The sequence below is a fragment of the Salegentibacter sp. Hel_I_6 genome (assembly GCF_000745315.1).
Taxonomy (GTDB): Bacteria; Bacteroidota; Bacteroidia; order Flavobacteriales; family Flavobacteriaceae; genus Salegentibacter.
On the sequence record NZ_JQNQ01000001.1, the window covers coordinates 2,453,650 to 2,469,227 of the forward strand.

13 protein-coding genes are annotated in these 15,578 nt (G+C 35.1%); 7 read left to right on the top strand and 6 right to left on the bottom strand.

What is annotated here, in order from left to right; translation table 11 throughout:
- Position 1: 1 nt before the first annotated feature.
- On the top strand, positions 2–532 hold the full coding sequence (locus FG27_RS10805) for a DUF4296 domain-containing protein (protein ID WP_051935823.1): 531 nt from the start codon (positions 2–4) through the stop codon (positions 530–532).
- On the opposite strand, the gene FG27_RS10810 is transcribed toward FG27_RS10805, so the two are convergent.
- Positions 529–1,542 carry an NAD-dependent epimerase/dehydratase family protein gene (locus FG27_RS10810; RefSeq protein WP_037318944.1) on the bottom strand — a complete coding sequence of 338 codons (1,014 nt, stop codon included), beginning with the start codon at positions 1,540–1,542 and terminating at the stop codon, positions 529–531. The genes FG27_RS10805 and FG27_RS10810 overlap by 4 nt on opposite strands.
- A gap of 267 nt (positions 1,543–1,809) precedes the next feature.
- Here FG27_RS10810 and tyrS point away from each other — a divergent pair, with 267 nt between their 5' ends.
- Complete coding sequence (gene tyrS, locus FG27_RS10815) at positions 1,810–3,105, top strand: tyrosine--tRNA ligase (RefSeq protein WP_037318949.1); 1,296 nt, start codon at positions 1,810–1,812, stop codon at positions 3,103–3,105.
- Between the two features lie 238 nt (positions 3,106–3,343).
- Here tyrS and FG27_RS10820 read toward each other — a convergent pair whose 3' ends face one another.
- From FG27_RS10820 to FG27_RS10835, 4 genes are all read right to left on the bottom strand, one after another.
- Entirely contained in the window at positions 3,344–4,387 is a 1,044-nt protein-coding gene (locus FG27_RS10820) for an acyl transferase (protein ID WP_369794139.1), read from the bottom strand.
- The gene (locus tag FG27_RS10825) at positions 4,384–4,728 is read right to left on the bottom strand and encodes a T9SS type A sorting domain-containing protein (protein ID WP_037318954.1); all 345 of its coding nucleotides are present in this window, start codon (positions 4,726–4,728) and stop codon (positions 4,384–4,386) included. Before FG27_RS10825 ends, FG27_RS10820 begins: the two co-directional genes overlap by 4 nt.
- 149 nt (positions 4,729–4,877) lie before the next feature.
- Entirely contained in the window at positions 4,878–6,167 is a 1,290-nt protein-coding gene (locus FG27_RS10830; protein ID WP_037318956.1) for a hypothetical protein, read from the bottom strand.
- Positions 6,168–6,207: 40 nt separating this feature from the next.
- Positions 6,208–8,967 (bottom strand): TonB-dependent receptor, encoded by a 2,760-nt coding sequence (locus FG27_RS10835; protein ID WP_037318958.1) that lies wholly within the window; start codon positions 8,965–8,967, stop codon positions 6,208–6,210.
- 177 nt (positions 8,968–9,144) lie between these two features.
- On the opposite strand from FG27_RS10835, the gene FG27_RS10840 reads away from it, so the two are divergent.
- Together FG27_RS10840 and FG27_RS10845 are read left to right on the top strand one after the other, a co-directional pair.
- On the top strand, positions 9,145–9,828 hold the full coding sequence (locus tag FG27_RS10840; protein ID WP_037318960.1) for a response regulator transcription factor: 684 nt from the start codon (positions 9,145–9,147) through the stop codon (positions 9,826–9,828).
- Positions 9,828–10,913 (top strand): cell wall metabolism sensor histidine kinase WalK, encoded by a 1,086-nt coding sequence (locus FG27_RS10845; protein WP_037318962.1) that lies wholly within the window; start codon positions 9,828–9,830, stop codon positions 10,911–10,913. Before FG27_RS10840 ends, FG27_RS10845 begins: the two co-directional genes overlap by 1 nt.
- Here FG27_RS10845 and FG27_RS10850 read toward each other — a convergent pair.
- Positions 10,845–11,903, bottom strand: coding sequence for a glycosyltransferase family protein (locus FG27_RS10850; RefSeq protein ID WP_037318964.1), 1,059 nt, complete (start codon positions 11,901–11,903; stop codon positions 10,845–10,847). The genes FG27_RS10845 and FG27_RS10850 overlap by 69 nt on opposite strands.
- Positions 11,904–12,089: 186 nt before the next feature.
- On the opposite strand from FG27_RS10850, the gene FG27_RS10855 reads away from it, so the two are divergent.
- The 3 genes from FG27_RS10855 to FG27_RS10865 all read left to right on the top strand — a co-directional run bounded on the left by FG27_RS10855 (position 12,090) and on the right by FG27_RS10865 (position 15,574).
- Positions 12,090–13,529, top strand: a complete 1,440-nt coding sequence (locus FG27_RS10855) for a tyrosine-type recombinase/integrase (RefSeq protein ID WP_037318966.1) — start codon at positions 12,090–12,092, stop codon at positions 13,527–13,529.
- A 31-nt stretch (positions 13,530–13,560) separates the two neighbouring features.
- Positions 13,561–13,833 carry a hypothetical protein gene (locus FG27_RS10860; protein ID WP_037318968.1) on the top strand — a complete coding sequence of 91 codons (273 nt, stop codon included), beginning with the start codon at positions 13,561–13,563 and terminating at the stop codon, positions 13,831–13,833.
- A gap of 106 nt (positions 13,834–13,939) precedes the next feature.
- Positions 13,940–15,574 carry an ATP-binding protein gene (locus tag FG27_RS10865; protein ID WP_037318970.1) on the top strand — a complete coding sequence of 545 codons (1,635 nt, stop codon included), beginning with the start codon at positions 13,940–13,942 and terminating at the stop codon, positions 15,572–15,574.
- Positions 15,575–15,578: the final 4 nt, after the last annotated feature.

The following is a 15,578-nucleotide window of genomic DNA, read 5'->3' on the forward strand; positions in this document are numbered from 1 at the left end:
TATGTTAAAAAAACTATTTTTAGTTTTAAGTATTGCGGCTTTCGCCGCCTGCCAGGATATTGATAAATCTGAAAAGTCTAATGATCTTATTCCGGAGGAAAAAATGGTAGATGTGATCACCGAAATTTCCCTGATGCAATCGGCACGTAATTTCAATAAGCGGCTTTACGAAAATTCAGGAATAAAGGGGGAAGAGTATATTTTTAAAAAATATAATGTAGACAGTCTTCAGTTAAAACGAAGTAATAATTATTACGCTGATAATTATGTAATCTACCAGCGCATTTATGATAGTGTTAAAAAGCGTTTCGAAAAAATGAAAGTTAAGCTTGATACACTTCAAAATCAGGAAAGGCGAATTAGAGATTCTATTGCCGAAGCAAAGAGGGATTCTTTGGGAGAGAAAGTAGACTCGTTAAATCCTGAATTAGAAAAAAGAGTAGATGAGCTTTCTGATTCTTTAATTAAGGAAAAAGATTCTTTGCGAGAAAGTGCTATAGATAGTCTGGTAGAACCGATATCCAGAAATTAACCTTTATCTTTTTTATAATACCTGGCCGTTTCATTGATGACGTTTTTCATTGGTGTAAATTCAAAATCAAGAGTTTCCTTTATTTTTTTGCTAGAGTATTTTGAATGTTGAAATAAGGTATTTACAGTATTTCTGGTAATTTCTCTTTTTGCACCAAAAAAACCTCCGATTTTCTGAAAAAGCCATCCAAGCCAGACCATCCATTTCTTTAGTGCTTTTTTGGGTTTTGGTTTATCTAATTCAGCGGCAGTTAGATCGAAAAATGTTTTAAAACTAAGGTTTTCGGAAACAAGTATATAGGCTTCATTTTTAATTTCAGCTTCCATTAATTCCTGCATGAGAGTTACCAAATCTTTTACCCCAACGAACCCGGCTATTTTAGGAAAGTGATAATTCATTCCCTTATCGATTTTATAAAAAATTTGACCTGTTCCTTCATTCCAAAATCCGGGACCAATTATAATTCCGGGTTTTACAATTACTGTGGGGATGCCTTCCTGGGTGCCTCGCCAGGCTTCAATTTCGGCGCCATATTTAGAAATCGCATAATCGCTGTGGTCGTCTTCGGGATTCCAGATCGCGTCTTCTGTAATTTCTTTGTTATTTAAACTTTTCCCAAGTGCAGCTACACTGCTTACGTAACATAGTTTCCTAACTTTAAAAGCAACGCACAGGTTTAGAATATTTGCGGTTCCTTCAATATTGATTTTCCGCAATTTTTTATCGTCTGCGGGATCGAAAGATACCAATGCTGCACAGTGATAAACAAACTCTATATTTTCAAAAGCGATATTAAGTTGAGGTACGTTTGTTATATCAGCTTCAAACCATTCTATTTTTTGGAAAAGTCTTTTCGCTTCTGTAGGAGAAGTGTAGTAGTTAAAAATTTTTTCAACAGCAGCGAGATCACTGCTATGACGATGAAGCGCCCGTACTTTTTTGCCGGCCTTTAATAAGTTCAGCAATAAATGTGAGCCCACTAATCCGGTGCCGCCTGTAACTAAAATCATGTGGTAAATATACCAAAACCGCTTAGGAAAAATAAGAGATTATAGCAACTTTACGGAAAACTCTTGAATTAAATTTGTGAGGAGTTCCACCTTTTTAAAAAGGTATATCCCGAAATTTTCCTGTGTATTTTCTTTAGAAGGATTTGGTGAAAAATCGGAAATCATTACACATAGGTTTGTCTGGAATTAAAAATGTTTTTTATAAAATGCATCGTAGGCTTGCTCATAGGTGATTTACTATTATTTTTGTGCAAAATTATTAGAATCATGAATAAGAACTTTGTAGAGGAACTTACCTGGAGAGGCATGTTGCACGATGTAATGCCGGGCACCGAAGAACATTTAAAAGAAGGAATGCGCGGCGCTTATGTGGGAATAGATCCAACCGCCGATTCCTTGCATATTGGTCATTTAGTGAGTGTGATGATGCTTAGACATTTTCAGCTTTGTGGTCATAAACCTTTTGCTTTAATTGGCGGCGCTACGGGAATGATTGGTGATCCTTCAGGGAAATCTGCAGAGAGAAATTTGCTTGATGAAAAAACTTTACGTCACAACCAGCAGTCTATAAAAAATCAACTTTCTAAATTTTTGGAGTTCGGGAAGGAAGAGGAGAATGCTGCGGTAATGGTGAATAATTATGACTGGATGAAGAATTTCAGTTTTCTGGAGTTTATTCGGGATGTTGGAAAGCATATTACCGTAAATTATATGATGGCCAAAGATTCAGTAAAAAAGCGGTTATCTTCTGATGCTGCCGAAGGAATGTCTTTTACTGAATTTACTTACCAATTGGTGCAGGGTTATGATTTTCTACACTTGTTCAGGGAAAATGACTGTACTCTACAAATGGGCGGAAGTGACCAGTGGGGAAATATCACTACCGGTACCGAGATGATTCGCCGAATTGGAAATGGAAAAGGTTATGCTTTAACCTGCCCGTTAATTACGAAAGCTGACGGGACTAAATTTGGCAAAACCGAAGGCGGAAATGTATGGCTGGATCCAAATCGTACATCTCCCTATAAATTCTACCAGTACTGGTTAAACACCAGTGATGTTGATGCTGAAAAATATATCAAAATCTTTACTTTATTAAGTAAAAATGAAATAGAGAAGTTGGTTGAAGAACATAAGGAAGCGCCACACTTAAGGGGTCTACAAAAAACTTTAGCTGAAGAGATTACAGTAATGGTTCACTCCCGTGAAGATTATGAGAATGCCGTAAAAGCTTCTGAAGTGCTCTTTGGAAAAAGTACCGCTGCCGATTTAAAATCTTTGAACGAAGCTACTTTTTTAGATGTTTTTGAAGGGGTGCCACAAGCTGAAATTGCAAAATCTGAAATAGAAAGTGGCCTGGATATGATCGCAGCTTTAGCAGCTAAAACAGATTTTCTAAAATCTAATGGAGAAGCCAGAAGAGCTTTAAAAGAGAATTCAATTTCTGTAAATAAAGAAAAAGTAAAAGAAGATTACAGCATCACTCCGCAGGATTTAATTAATGATAAGTATATCATTATCAATAAGGGGAAGAAAAATACGTATATAATAAGAGCGGTTTAAGAAAAATAGTTGTTATTACAAAGCCCCGTAAACAGGGAGTCTACGGGGCTTGCAACTAACTAACCAATCTAATATGAAAAAATTTCACTTAGCCTGTAAGAATCAATTCAAGTTATTCAAATTTCATCTTACATATACTAAGTCGATAGAAGTCTTGAAAATTTACAGGCTTTAGCAGATTTTAACTATAAATATCTGATATTTAGTTTTTTATTAAATACTGTTTATTGGATTTTTACTATAGCATCAATAGATTACAACCACGAACATCGCTGTTATCAAATCTTCCAAGAATTTCTATAGTATCAGAACTTATTTTTTTGCCTAAGTCCTGAGTTGCAATAAATGAACAAGAGTTAATATTTGCAAGGTCAATTACATTAATTCCGCCGGTTTTATTGTTTGGCAGGTAACTTAAGGCATCTTCTGGATCCCGAATTAAGATTTTCATCCAGGGTGGGCAGTTAAAAACTCCATTTCCTGTAGAGTACGCCTGGGAAAGTAATTCGGTCATTCCGTATTCACTGTGAATGGTATTTACACCAAAACCTTCAGCAAGAATATGATGTAATTCTTCCCGAATCATTTCTTTGCGCCGGCCTTTCATTCCCCCGGTTTCCATGACCATGGTATTTTTTAGATCAAATTCGTAGTTTTCAACCAGCTCCAGTAATGCGAAAGAAACCCCGAGGAGTAGAATTTTTTTTCCGCTTTTATCCAACTTTTTGAGTTGTTTTTGAAGATTTTCAAGATCGTTTAGATAGAAGCCACTTTCAGGGTGCTTACTGCGATTAATGAGGCTATTAGCCATATAGATTAAAGAAGAACCCTCGCGTTCTAAATAAGAGGGGAGGAGTGCTAAAATGACTGTGTCTTCAGGATTTCCGTAGAAAAGTTCAAAGGCTTTTAAAAAACTTTGTTCATAGACCTCTAAATCACTTACATAATGTTTACTGGTGGTTGCGCCGGTTGTTCCGCTGCTGTTAAAAATGATCTCCACAGGTTGTTTCCCAGAAACCACAATTTTCTTTTTGAAAAATTCTATAGGTAAAAAAGGAATGTCTTTTAACTCGGAAATATTTTCTGGGGTCCTATTTAGTAATTCGCAAAATTCCCGGTAAACTAAATTGTGTTGAAATTGATAAGAAAAAATTTCAAGGGCAATTTGATTAAAATCTTTCTGATCAGAAATATTGAAAATTCTTTCAGATAACATTCTTTTGGAAATTTTGTAAAGTGAAGTTAAGGAATCTAAAAGCTGTGCGTAGAATTTAAAATTTATCTAACTACCAATTTTCGAGTAGCACTAGATTTTTCTTCCCTAATTTTAAGAATATAAATACCTGCACTAAGTGAAGAAACATCGAGTTCTTTACCTCTTAATTTGGTACGTTGAACAGGCTTACCCAAAACATTATAAATCTGGATATCTTTTTCTTTATTTTGAGAAGTGCTAATGTAAACTTTCCCGTTAGTAACAGGGTTTGGGTAAATGGATAAACCCTCTATTGGAACTTCGGTTTTGTTCCCCGAGCTTGTAGTATCCTGCGCAAACGCCGCATTTGGTACGGAGAATGTGAGGAAAACAGCTAAAATGAAAGTATAAAGGTAATATTGCTTCATTCTTTAAAATCGAGGTTTATACAAAACTACAATAAAAATTCAAAAACAATGCCAGATATATTGTGTATTTAATATTAATGTTTTATTAAAAAAGGCTGCCGGTAAGGGCAGCCTTTTTTCTTTGGCTAATTTACTTAATACTGGATATTTTATTCGGTCAATAGTGCTGGAATATCATATCCAGTCCAATCGAAAATTGATGAATCTGTACCAGTATTTCCTTCTACTACATTAATATCTGCACCAACCTCGTTTTTAATGGCTGCGGCATCAATGCTTCCTAAAACGCTTACACTTATAGAAGTTGAGCCGGAACCGGGTCCTGCTGAATCAGTAAGATCAATAAAGTCACCAGCGGTTCCTACATTTTCCCCGTCTGCAGCCATAATAGCAACTAAACCATTGGTTATTGTTGCAGAGCTTCCCCTTCTAATTTTAATCATATCAGACATGGTTGCTGTAGATTGGTGGTGAAGGGTAAGGTTATTAATAGTTGGGTTAGAACGCGGTTCAGCATCATTATTGGATGAGTTACTATCTGCTTCAATTCCTCTTGGGTCTTCAGTAACATCATTGAATCCAAACTGACGTAGACCGTAGAAGTTGGTGCCTGTTCCATTCCAGCCTTCTGCCCAGTCAAACCAGTCATCTTTAGCATTAATTACTAAAGCGTTTTCTACATCCACAGTTCCGCCAAACCACTCCATACCATCATCATCACCATAGTTTACCACGATGTTGCTAATACTTGTGCCGCTGCCTACACCATAGAAAGTGAAACCGTTAAATTCCTGGTCCCCATTAATTCGTGCTCCAGTGTATTCCAGGATCATATAGTCGATAACTCCTGAATTGTCTTCGGCGTTGTCCCCACCATAAGGAATACCTGCTACTTCAGTTTCAGCAGTTTCACCAGAGTTAATAGGAGCGTAACCAGCAATCATAAGGCCACCCCAATCTCCAGATCTCGGATTATCTGCTGCAGAAGTAATCATAATTGGAGAATCTGCAGTACCTTGAGCATCAATCATAGCGCCTTGCTCAATAGCTATATAAACGTTTGTGCCGCCGGCAGCTGCATTAATAGTTGTTCCTGCCTCGATAGTTAAAGTAGCTCCGCTTTTTACTTCTATTGGTCCGGTTAACATCCATTCTGTATCCGCTGTTATGGTTACATCTGCAGTAACGTCACCTTGAAGGGCATTTGAATCTAAATCTGGATCGTCTTGAGAATCGATTACCCCATCTTTTTCGGCAACAGTATCACAAGGTGTACAGGAGCCACCACAATCTACCCCGGTTTCGTTACCATTTTGAATCCCATCACTACAAGTTGCTGTTGCATCTGGATCTGGATTTACTTGGTCATCATCGCTTGAACAGCTTGCCATAGCAAGAATAAGCGCTAGTACTGAAAAGCTTGTTTTTAGTCGTTTCATAATGTTTAAGTTAAAATTAAAGTTTAGGTTATAATAGTTATTAAAGTTTATAGCTTACTCCTAGGCTGAATGTTATGCCTTTTCGAAAGTTGTTGATGGTGTTTGTGTTGCCGTTAAGGTCATCTTGAGTTAATGTAAACTCTGGATCAAGCATATTCTGAATTTTTAAATTTAACCCCCAGTTTTCCCCTAAACTTGTTTGGTTTATAAAATCTAAAGTTGGAATGCCTGTTTCCACTATATTTCCCTGTTGTTGTACCCCTAAAGAAAATATTCGGTCACTAAAATAGTTGAGCACTAAAGAGGATAATAAATCAAAACCTTGTGTCTCATAATTATAGGTGAGGTCTGAATTAATTACGAAAGGAGAAGCTCCCTCCAACATATCTTCGGTATTGGTGAAATTTGTAGAGTTATCTGTAAGGTCCTGTCTGGAATATAAGTAGGATGCGTTAAGTCCAAAGGTTAATTCTTTCTGTGAAGATTCCTTGTTGGCCTTAAAAACATCCTTTCTTATTTCAACTTCTACCCCGGCCACATCGGCTTCTTTCCCAGAGTTTATGTAGGATAGTTGATTAGCAGCAGAATTAACCTGTATTCTATTTATAGGATTGAGTATTTTTTTGTAAAAACCAGTAATGGAGATTAACTGGTTTCCTCCAAAATAATATTCATATTTTAAATCAAGGTTGTAATTATCTGAAGGTTGCAATTCAGTATTACCAAAACTTGAGAAATTAACATCTTCATATAAAAAAGGGGCAACTTCTTTAAATTGAGGAAATGTATATGTTTTACTTCCTACCAATCGTAATATACTGTTTTCATTAAAACTGTACCTGCTGGTTATACTGGGTAAAAAATATGTTTCGTCTAAAGTTGATGGGTCTACATTGAGTTGGTTCTCGCTACTGGAAATGTTGGTGTTCCAGTTTACGTATTGTTTTACATTCTCTACCCTCAATCCGGCACTAACTATAAAAGAATCACTAAATGAAAAATTTCCATTTAGGTAGGCAGCGTGTATATCTTTCTCACCTTCATAGAAAAAGGGGTCTAATGGATTAAAAGCATCCCCGAAACCACTGTTGGTAACTAACCTAAAGGTCCCGTCGCTAAGGTTTTCCTGGTTAAAAAGTAAATCTGGATTTTCTATATTTATTAATGCGGGGGTCGGGAAATCGTGATTAAATTGTAGAAATTCGAAATTGCGATCGGTATTTCTATAATCATACCCCAAATTAATTTGAGCCGGGCTAATGCCATCTTCATTTTTAGACCCTAAACCATAGGCAAGGTTTAAGTGACCAACAACTTCATCTTCCTTAAGCTCAGAAAAGAACCTAAGATTATAGCCTGGAGTTCCTACAGCTACTCGATAATTTTGGTTGGTTTCGTTATATACAAAGGTGTTCTGTCTTCTGTCTGGTTCATCTGCCCGGGTAATATTGTAACCAACATTAGCCTCTAATTCTAAATCTTCAGTTAACGAGAAAGTGGTTAACAATTGATTTACAAAAATATTATTGTCGTTTACTTGTTGTCTTTTTATATAAGCCGCATCATCTGTTTCTTCAGAAATATTTGCAGACTGACCAAAGTAAGTGCCTACACTCTGGGAATTACTATGAATATAAAGAGAGTTGAAACTTATTTTATTTTTATTGAATTCATAACTTGCATTCCCCATAAGAATTTGGGTAACATCATATAAGTAAGTTTGAAAATCCAGGTCTCTTAATGGTAAGCCCTGGGCATTTACAACCTTGGTGTTGCCTTCCCTAAAGCTGTAATCATTTTTCATAGAGGCAACAAACATGGTTTTTAGATTATTTTCGCCAATCTTAAATTTTTTCCCTAATTGTATAGTCGCGCTCGTATTGATGGGTGTGGAATAATTTGATGTAGCCCAGTTGTTGTCAAAATTATAATTTTCAAGGCTTGAAATTGGGCTTGTGTTTTTCATACCATAGCCAAACCAATTTGCACCATCTACCTTTTGAAAATCATTTCTAGTCACTGCTAGTGAATTTACGCTGGAACCTATACTTACCTGGATATCTTCAGCTCCATAAAGTTCCTTAGAATTGATGTTAAGGTTGGCTCCGGCAAAATCTCCATATACATCGGTTTGAAAGGTTTTATTTATACCTACACTTCTTATTATATTCGAATCGAAGAATTCTAAGGCTATATTTTTATATTCAGGATCCTCAGAAGGTAATGGCAAACCGTTTAAGGTAGTAGAGTTGTATCTGTCCCCAAGACCTCTTACAAAAACATTTTTAACTCCTTCCTGCTTACTTACACCTGCCATTTTGTTTACAGCCCCTTGTGCATCTCCTACACCCTTTCTAGCCAATTCCTGGGCGCCGATACTTTCTTTGATTTGAATGGCTCCTTTTTGTTCTAAAAGTAAAGCAACTTCAGAATCCTGTCTTGAAACTGTTGAAATAACAACTTCATCTAAAGCAGCTGCGCTTGCTCCAAGTCCGGTATTTATTTCTGTAACTTTTCCCGCTATAACTTCTACATTTGGTATTTGTAAGGTTTCATAACCTACAAAACTAAATTCTACGGTGTAAGTGCCAGGTTCGATATTTTTTAAAGAGTAAAGCCCATCAAAATCTGAAGTGGTTCCTTTATTGGTTTCTTTAATTATTACATTCGCAAAAGGTAGCGGTTGGCCCTCCACCTCATTATCGGATAATTTCCCGGCAATTGTGCCGGTAGTTTCGTCTTGTGCTTGCATTGTGATACTTAAAATAATTACGCTTACGATAAATAAATAATTCTTCATTACTATGTTTAGTTCTCTGCCGCAAATTAACGATGAAGTATGTAAAGCCTTTGTTAAGCTGAAATTATGAGTTTATGATTATAATGTTAGCTTAAGGTTACCAACGTAGTTGTGCTTAAAAATGTTCAAATTAATAATTACTTTTACCTCCTATTTACCAATACAACCAAATTAAAAATGAAAAAAAAGGACATTAAAATTCTACTCGTAGACGATGAGCCAGATATCCTGGAAATTGTTGGGTATAACCTTTCTGCTGAAGGCTACCAGGTAATTACAGCAGATAATGGTGCAGATGGAGTTAAGCTCGCTAAAAAGAAAAAGCCGCAACTTATTATCCTTGATGTAATGATGCCAGAAATGGACGGGATTGAAGCTTGTGCGCAAATAAGAAAACTACCAGAACTAGAGGAGACGATTATAGCTTTTCTTACTGCCCGTGGAGAAGATTACTCACAAATGGCAGGTTTTGATGCCGGTGCTGACGATTATATTACCAAACCTATTAAACCAAAGGTATTGGTTAGCAAAGTAAAGGCATTATTGAGAAGATTTAAAGACGATACCGCTTCTTCTAATGTGGTGAAAATAAAAGACCTTATAATAAACCGCGATGAGTATAAGGTAATTAAAGACGGAGAAGAAATTATTTTACCAAGAAAAGAGTTTGAACTACTTTCATTGCTAACTTCAAAACCAGGAAAAGTCTTTAAAAGAGAAGATATTTTGGATAGTGTGTGGGGAGCCGAAGTAATTGTGGGAGGCCGCACCATAGATGTGCATATTAGAAAACTTAGAGAGAAAATAGGCGATGAATCTTTTAAAACAGTTAAAGGAGTAGGTTATAAGTTTGTTGTTTAATGGCAAAACAGTTTAAGCGCTCATATAAATTCGCAATAAAGACTTCACTTTATATCACACTTTTTTTGAGTGTGGTTTTGGCGGGTTTTGCTCATTTTACAAACGGATTTATTGCCGGGCCGTTCTTTGCCTTTGTGCTTATCACTTATTTCACCTGTTTTTTTATACTTCAATATAGGGTAGAGCATTTTATTTACAAGCGAATTAAAAAGATCTACGATAACGTCGCACTCTTAGAGTCTACCACAATAAAACCCAGCCAGGTTACTACAGATATGGCTACCCTTACCCGTGAAGTTGAAAAATTCACCAAAGACAAAAAACTGGAAATTGAAACCCTAAAAGTAAGGGAGGAATATAGAAAAGAGTTTATGGGTAATGTTTCTCATGAACTTAAAACACCGCTGTTTACTGTTCAGGGTTATATTCTCACGCTACTTGATGGCGCTATGAAGGATAAAGCAGTTAGAAAAAAATACTTGCAGCGTGCCAGTAAAGGAGTGGAGCGACTTATTTATATAGTGAGAGATCTGGATATGATCACCAAACTTGAAACCGGGGATCTGCATTTGGAAAAAGAGGATTTTAATATTGTAGAGCTTATAGAGAGTTCTTTCGATCTGTTAGAAATGAAAGCTTCTAAAAAGAATATAAGCCTAACTTTTGATATTGATTACGAAGAGCCGATTTGGGTTTATGGTGACCGGGACAGAATTCAGCAGGTATTGACTAACCTTATTGTAAATTCTATTAAATACGGAAAAGAAGACGGCACCACCGAAATAAGTATTGAAAACCTCATTAAAAATAAAGTAATTGTGAGGGTTACCGATAATGGAGAAGGAATAATAAAAGAAAATCTTCCTCGTGTTTTTGAACGTTTTTACCGGGTAGATAAAAGCGGCTCCAGGAAAGAAGGTGGCTCTGGCTTAGGACTTTCTATTGTAAAACACATTATTGAAGCTCACGATGAAAAAATTTACGTGGAAAGTGTTTTTGGTGTGGGCAGCGAATTTTCATTTACGCTGGAAAAGAGCAAAAACATCCCTGAAATTGACGCTGAAATTAAAGCTGCTAAATCCTGAAAAATTCTTTAATTCGTTCAACCTAGAAAGCTTAAAATCTTCCTGCTTACAAAAAGCTGCGATCCCTAATCTACTAAAGCGTTCAGCGAGATATTCTTGCTCAAACTGCCCGGGAGTGGGAATAAAAAAAGCTTTCTTTTCCAGCTTTGCCAAATCCATAATACTAGAATATCCCGACCGGCAAATAATAATTTCGCTGCTAATAATAGCTTCTTCAAGTAGTTTTGATGTTAAATAGTTTTTAAAGTGAATATTCTTATTTTTTGTAGCAATAGGCTTTTCATCAATAATGCCTCGAATAAAAATCAATTTTTTATCTGAGTCCTGAAATTCAGACAGTAATTTTTCTTCCAGTAAAGTCCGTTGCGGCTCCGGGCCCGATAAGATTACGGCATAATCATATTTTTTTGGATGAGATAGTTTATTAAACCGGCTAAGCGGGCCAATATATTTTACATTTTCAGGCATTTCTTTTAAATGTCCCATAATTCCACTTAAATTATGGTTTCCGGGAGTGTCGGGGATCCAGCATTCATCAAAATTAGAAATATATTTCTGATGCAATTTACTGCTTAAATAAGTGGTGTAGCCGCTTAGTACACTAAATTGATGCGTAATAAAAACACATTTTAGCTGTTTATGCCTGCATCCAAATCGGTTATCAGAGATTATCCCATGTAAATTATATTCTTCAACCAATTCTTTAATCCTCTTTTTTTCCTTTTTAATTGTTTTTAAGATATGCGGAGTTTCAGCCATTAGTTTCCATCTAAAAGAAGCAGCTGTCTTGCCGTAGGAAATATTATAGGAAGGAAGTTCAAACGATTTTAGGAATGGAAATTCCTTTTTTAGCAGTTGCAAGGCAGCCCCATCTGAAGCGATATAAACTTCGAAATTATGATTCAGTAGTTCATTGATAATAGGAATAGAACGTGTGGCGTGACCAAGCCCCCAATTTAAAACAGCCACTAAAATTCGTTTCTTCTGCATATATCAAATATAATATTAAGTGCCTGTGCGCTATTTTCTTTAATTTTACCAAAATATTAATTTTAAGTAAAATCAAATGGTATGCTCTGTAAATAGGCTTATATAGGGAGTTTATAAGGGTTTAAATTTTGCTAATGTTGTACACATGTTGTACACTTGTCTTTTTGAATAAAATATTATCGAATAATGGCATCCGTAAAAGTAGTTTTCCGACCAACATCTTCAAATAAAAATGTGGGACATCTTTACTTAAGAAAAATTAAAAATAGGAAGGCCAAATTTAAATCTTTAAATATAAAAATTAGGAAGACTCAATGGGATGAAAAATTGGGAATGGTATTGCCTACCGAGAAAAATCACAAAAAGTATAATCACAGAATTGAAGAAGCTTTAGATAATATTTCTGACGAACATTTAAAGTTGGGTTCAATTATAGATAGTACAAATGATGTTGTCTCTTTCTGGGAAGCGCATATACGCACAGTAGATAACAGTTCCACGCAAGCTAGCTATCGGGTAGCACTTAATAAATTTAAGGCATTTTTGCAAGTAAAAAACATAAATGAATTACATTTTAAGAATCTTACACCAGAGATAATAGGCGATTACCAATCCTTTCTTAAGGCTGACGGAGTTCAAGATTTAACGGTAAAAATTTACCTAAGCTTTTTCAAAGCCATTGTGAATAAAGCTATAAGATTGAGATTAACGGGCTATCTAGTACACCCATTTGTGGAAATCAAAACCAAACCAACTCGAAAAACGTCGTACGGGCTTGATATTAAGGAAATCGGTAAATTGATGAGAGTTGAATTGCCAGATAGATTGGATTACTACCGTAATTTATTTCTATTCCAATTATTTGCTGGAGGTATGAGGATTGGAGACTTACTTTTGTTAAGATGGAGTAATGTTGAAATAAGAACTAATGGGATATATTTAAAATATAAACAAATTAAGACCAAAAAAGAAATTATCTCAAAATTAACACTAACGTCATTAAAGTTTTTAGATATGCTTTTTTGGGAGGGAAATCCATCGGTAGTGGGTGATATAGAAATAAAAAGGAAAAAGCTCAATGATTACCTTCTGAGAAAGGAGCAAGTAGAACTTAATATGGATTACTCTATGATAGAGAATGCTCAACTTCAGGGGATGATAGAGGGGAAGATTTCAAAGTCTGATTTAGAGCTAGAAGAAATTGAGGAAGGTATTGCGGAAATGACTCACAAATTAATAGAACATTATAAATTTCTTGTGGTAACAATGCAGGATGAATTTGATGGAAATACGATATTCAATGAGTTGAGAAAACTTAAGTTTCCCAAAAATGGGCTCATAAATGAAGCTAACAAGAATAAGATAATTGGAGCTACTCAAAAAGTGAATTACAATCTAAAATTAATTTCTACCCGCACAGAATTACCTAAAATAACTACACATAAGGCAAGGCATTCCTATTCGCAATTGTTAGTTAACCAGAATATAAACTTGCATTTCCTTAGCATGGCTTTAGGACACTCAAGCTTAGCTGTTACGCAGAATTACATTCAAAGCTTACATACTAAGGCTTTGGATGATGTAAACGAAAACTTATCAGACAGTATGGCTATGTATCTTAGATAATTTGGGTGGTTATTATGTTAAAAAATAGATTATGAATAAAAGGATAGAGAGTACATTTTTAACGGAATCTATTCGTATAGAATTGAACTATAAGTATGAATGTTTGTATGCGAAAATAGATTCGGGTTTGCTAACTCCAATCAAGGATATAAATCTTTTTATAAAAGAAAATGCTCGATTGCTGGGGGAAGAAGAAATAAATTTTATTGTTGGTTTCCACATTATGGTAGAAAAACAAAAGTCTATTGGAGAAAGAAATCAGGATAATTTGAATAATCTTATTTCTTCCATTTCTAAATTATAGCTCATGCAACCATATTGAAATAAAGCTTAATAATTTTTTATATTACTAATTAACTTTTCATCTTTTAATTCTAATTTTATAACACAAATAAGCAATTACATAATTAATGATTGAAAATAGCGAATTTGATAAGAAGTCTTTAAAAATTATAAAAGGGAAAACTTCAGATTGGAGTGAACTTGCCAAGGATTGTGTATGCTTTGCAAACGGTAAGGGAGGTACAATTGTAATTGGGGTAGAAGATGACCAAGATGAACCTGAGCCTTCTCAGAAAATTCCAGATAGTTTAGTAGAAAAAATTAATAAGACAATTCCAGAACGAACTATTGGTGTGGCAGTATCTGCTTCCAAAGAGGTACGTTCTAATGGGGGCGAAATAATTAATCTCAAGATATTCCGTAATAATCAGCTGATTGCATCAACCTCTGATGGTAGGTATTATGCTCGTGTTTCTGATGATTGTAAGCCAATACCCCCTGATGAAATAACAAGACTTGCAGCGGAAAAACAGGCTTTTATATGGGAGGAAAAAATTGTGAGGAAGATTCCATATCAAAAAGTTAATCTTCAAAAATTGAATGATTTCTTTTCAGATATCAAATCTTCGTCGAGGGTAAGTTCTTTTGTAAAAGATATGCCCCTTGAGGAATTACTTGAGTATTTCTTTATGGCAAAGGATGGATATCTTACTAATTTAGGTGTATTGTGGTTAGGGGAAAGAAATGATAGGGCTAATCTTCATTATGCCCCATCTGTGCAATTTATCAAATATGATGAATACGAAAACAAGGTAAATAAAGTGGTATGGGATGATTTTTCCCTTAACCCTAAAGAGCTTCTAAGTGCTATAATATCTCTTAGTGATTGGGATGAATCATTGGAAATTTCAGATGGGATTTTTAGAAAGAATATACCAAATTATAATATTGAAGTTATTCGAGAGTTAGTGGCTAATGCGATGGTTCATAGGGTTTATACTATGCGAGGTGATATTTTTATTAATTTATATCATGACCGTTTGGAAATCCACTCTCCTGGATTATTACCAATGGGGGTTACGCCAAATAACATAATTAATAAATCAGTCTATAGGAATACGCACCTGGCAAAAGTATTCTACGATTTGTTACTTATGGAGAAAGAAGGAAGTGGTTATGATAAGGTGTATGAATTATTACTTTTCAATGGTAAGCCCGAACCCATAGTAGAGGAATGGGATGATAGAGTGGTTGTGACCGTTAAGAAAAATATTATAAGCAAGGAAACTGTACGATTAATGTCCAAGGCTAATGATGATTTTAACTTGAAGCAAAAGGAAATTATTGCTTTAGGATTAATAGCTCAAAATAATGTGCTGTCAAGTGTAGCACTGAAAAAGAAATTAGCTATTAAGGGAAATGATGGATTAAAATATTGGGTTGGAAATCTATTGAAGTATGGAATAGTCTTGAGCAAAGGAAAAACAAAAGCTACTGAATATATTGTTAATCCTGATTTATTGAAGCAATTGGACTTTAAGGGGAAAACTGATTTAAAGAAAATAGAAACTCATAGACTTGAACACTTAATATTAGAAGACCTAGAAATCTATCAACCATGTTCCATCGGACATATTCATGAAAGGATAGGTAAGGAAATTAATAGAAAGAAAATTAAAAGACAATTAGAGAAAATGATTGAAAACGGTAAGATTAAGGCTGTTGGAGAGAATCGTTGGAGAGTTTATGAAATTAATGATTAACTCT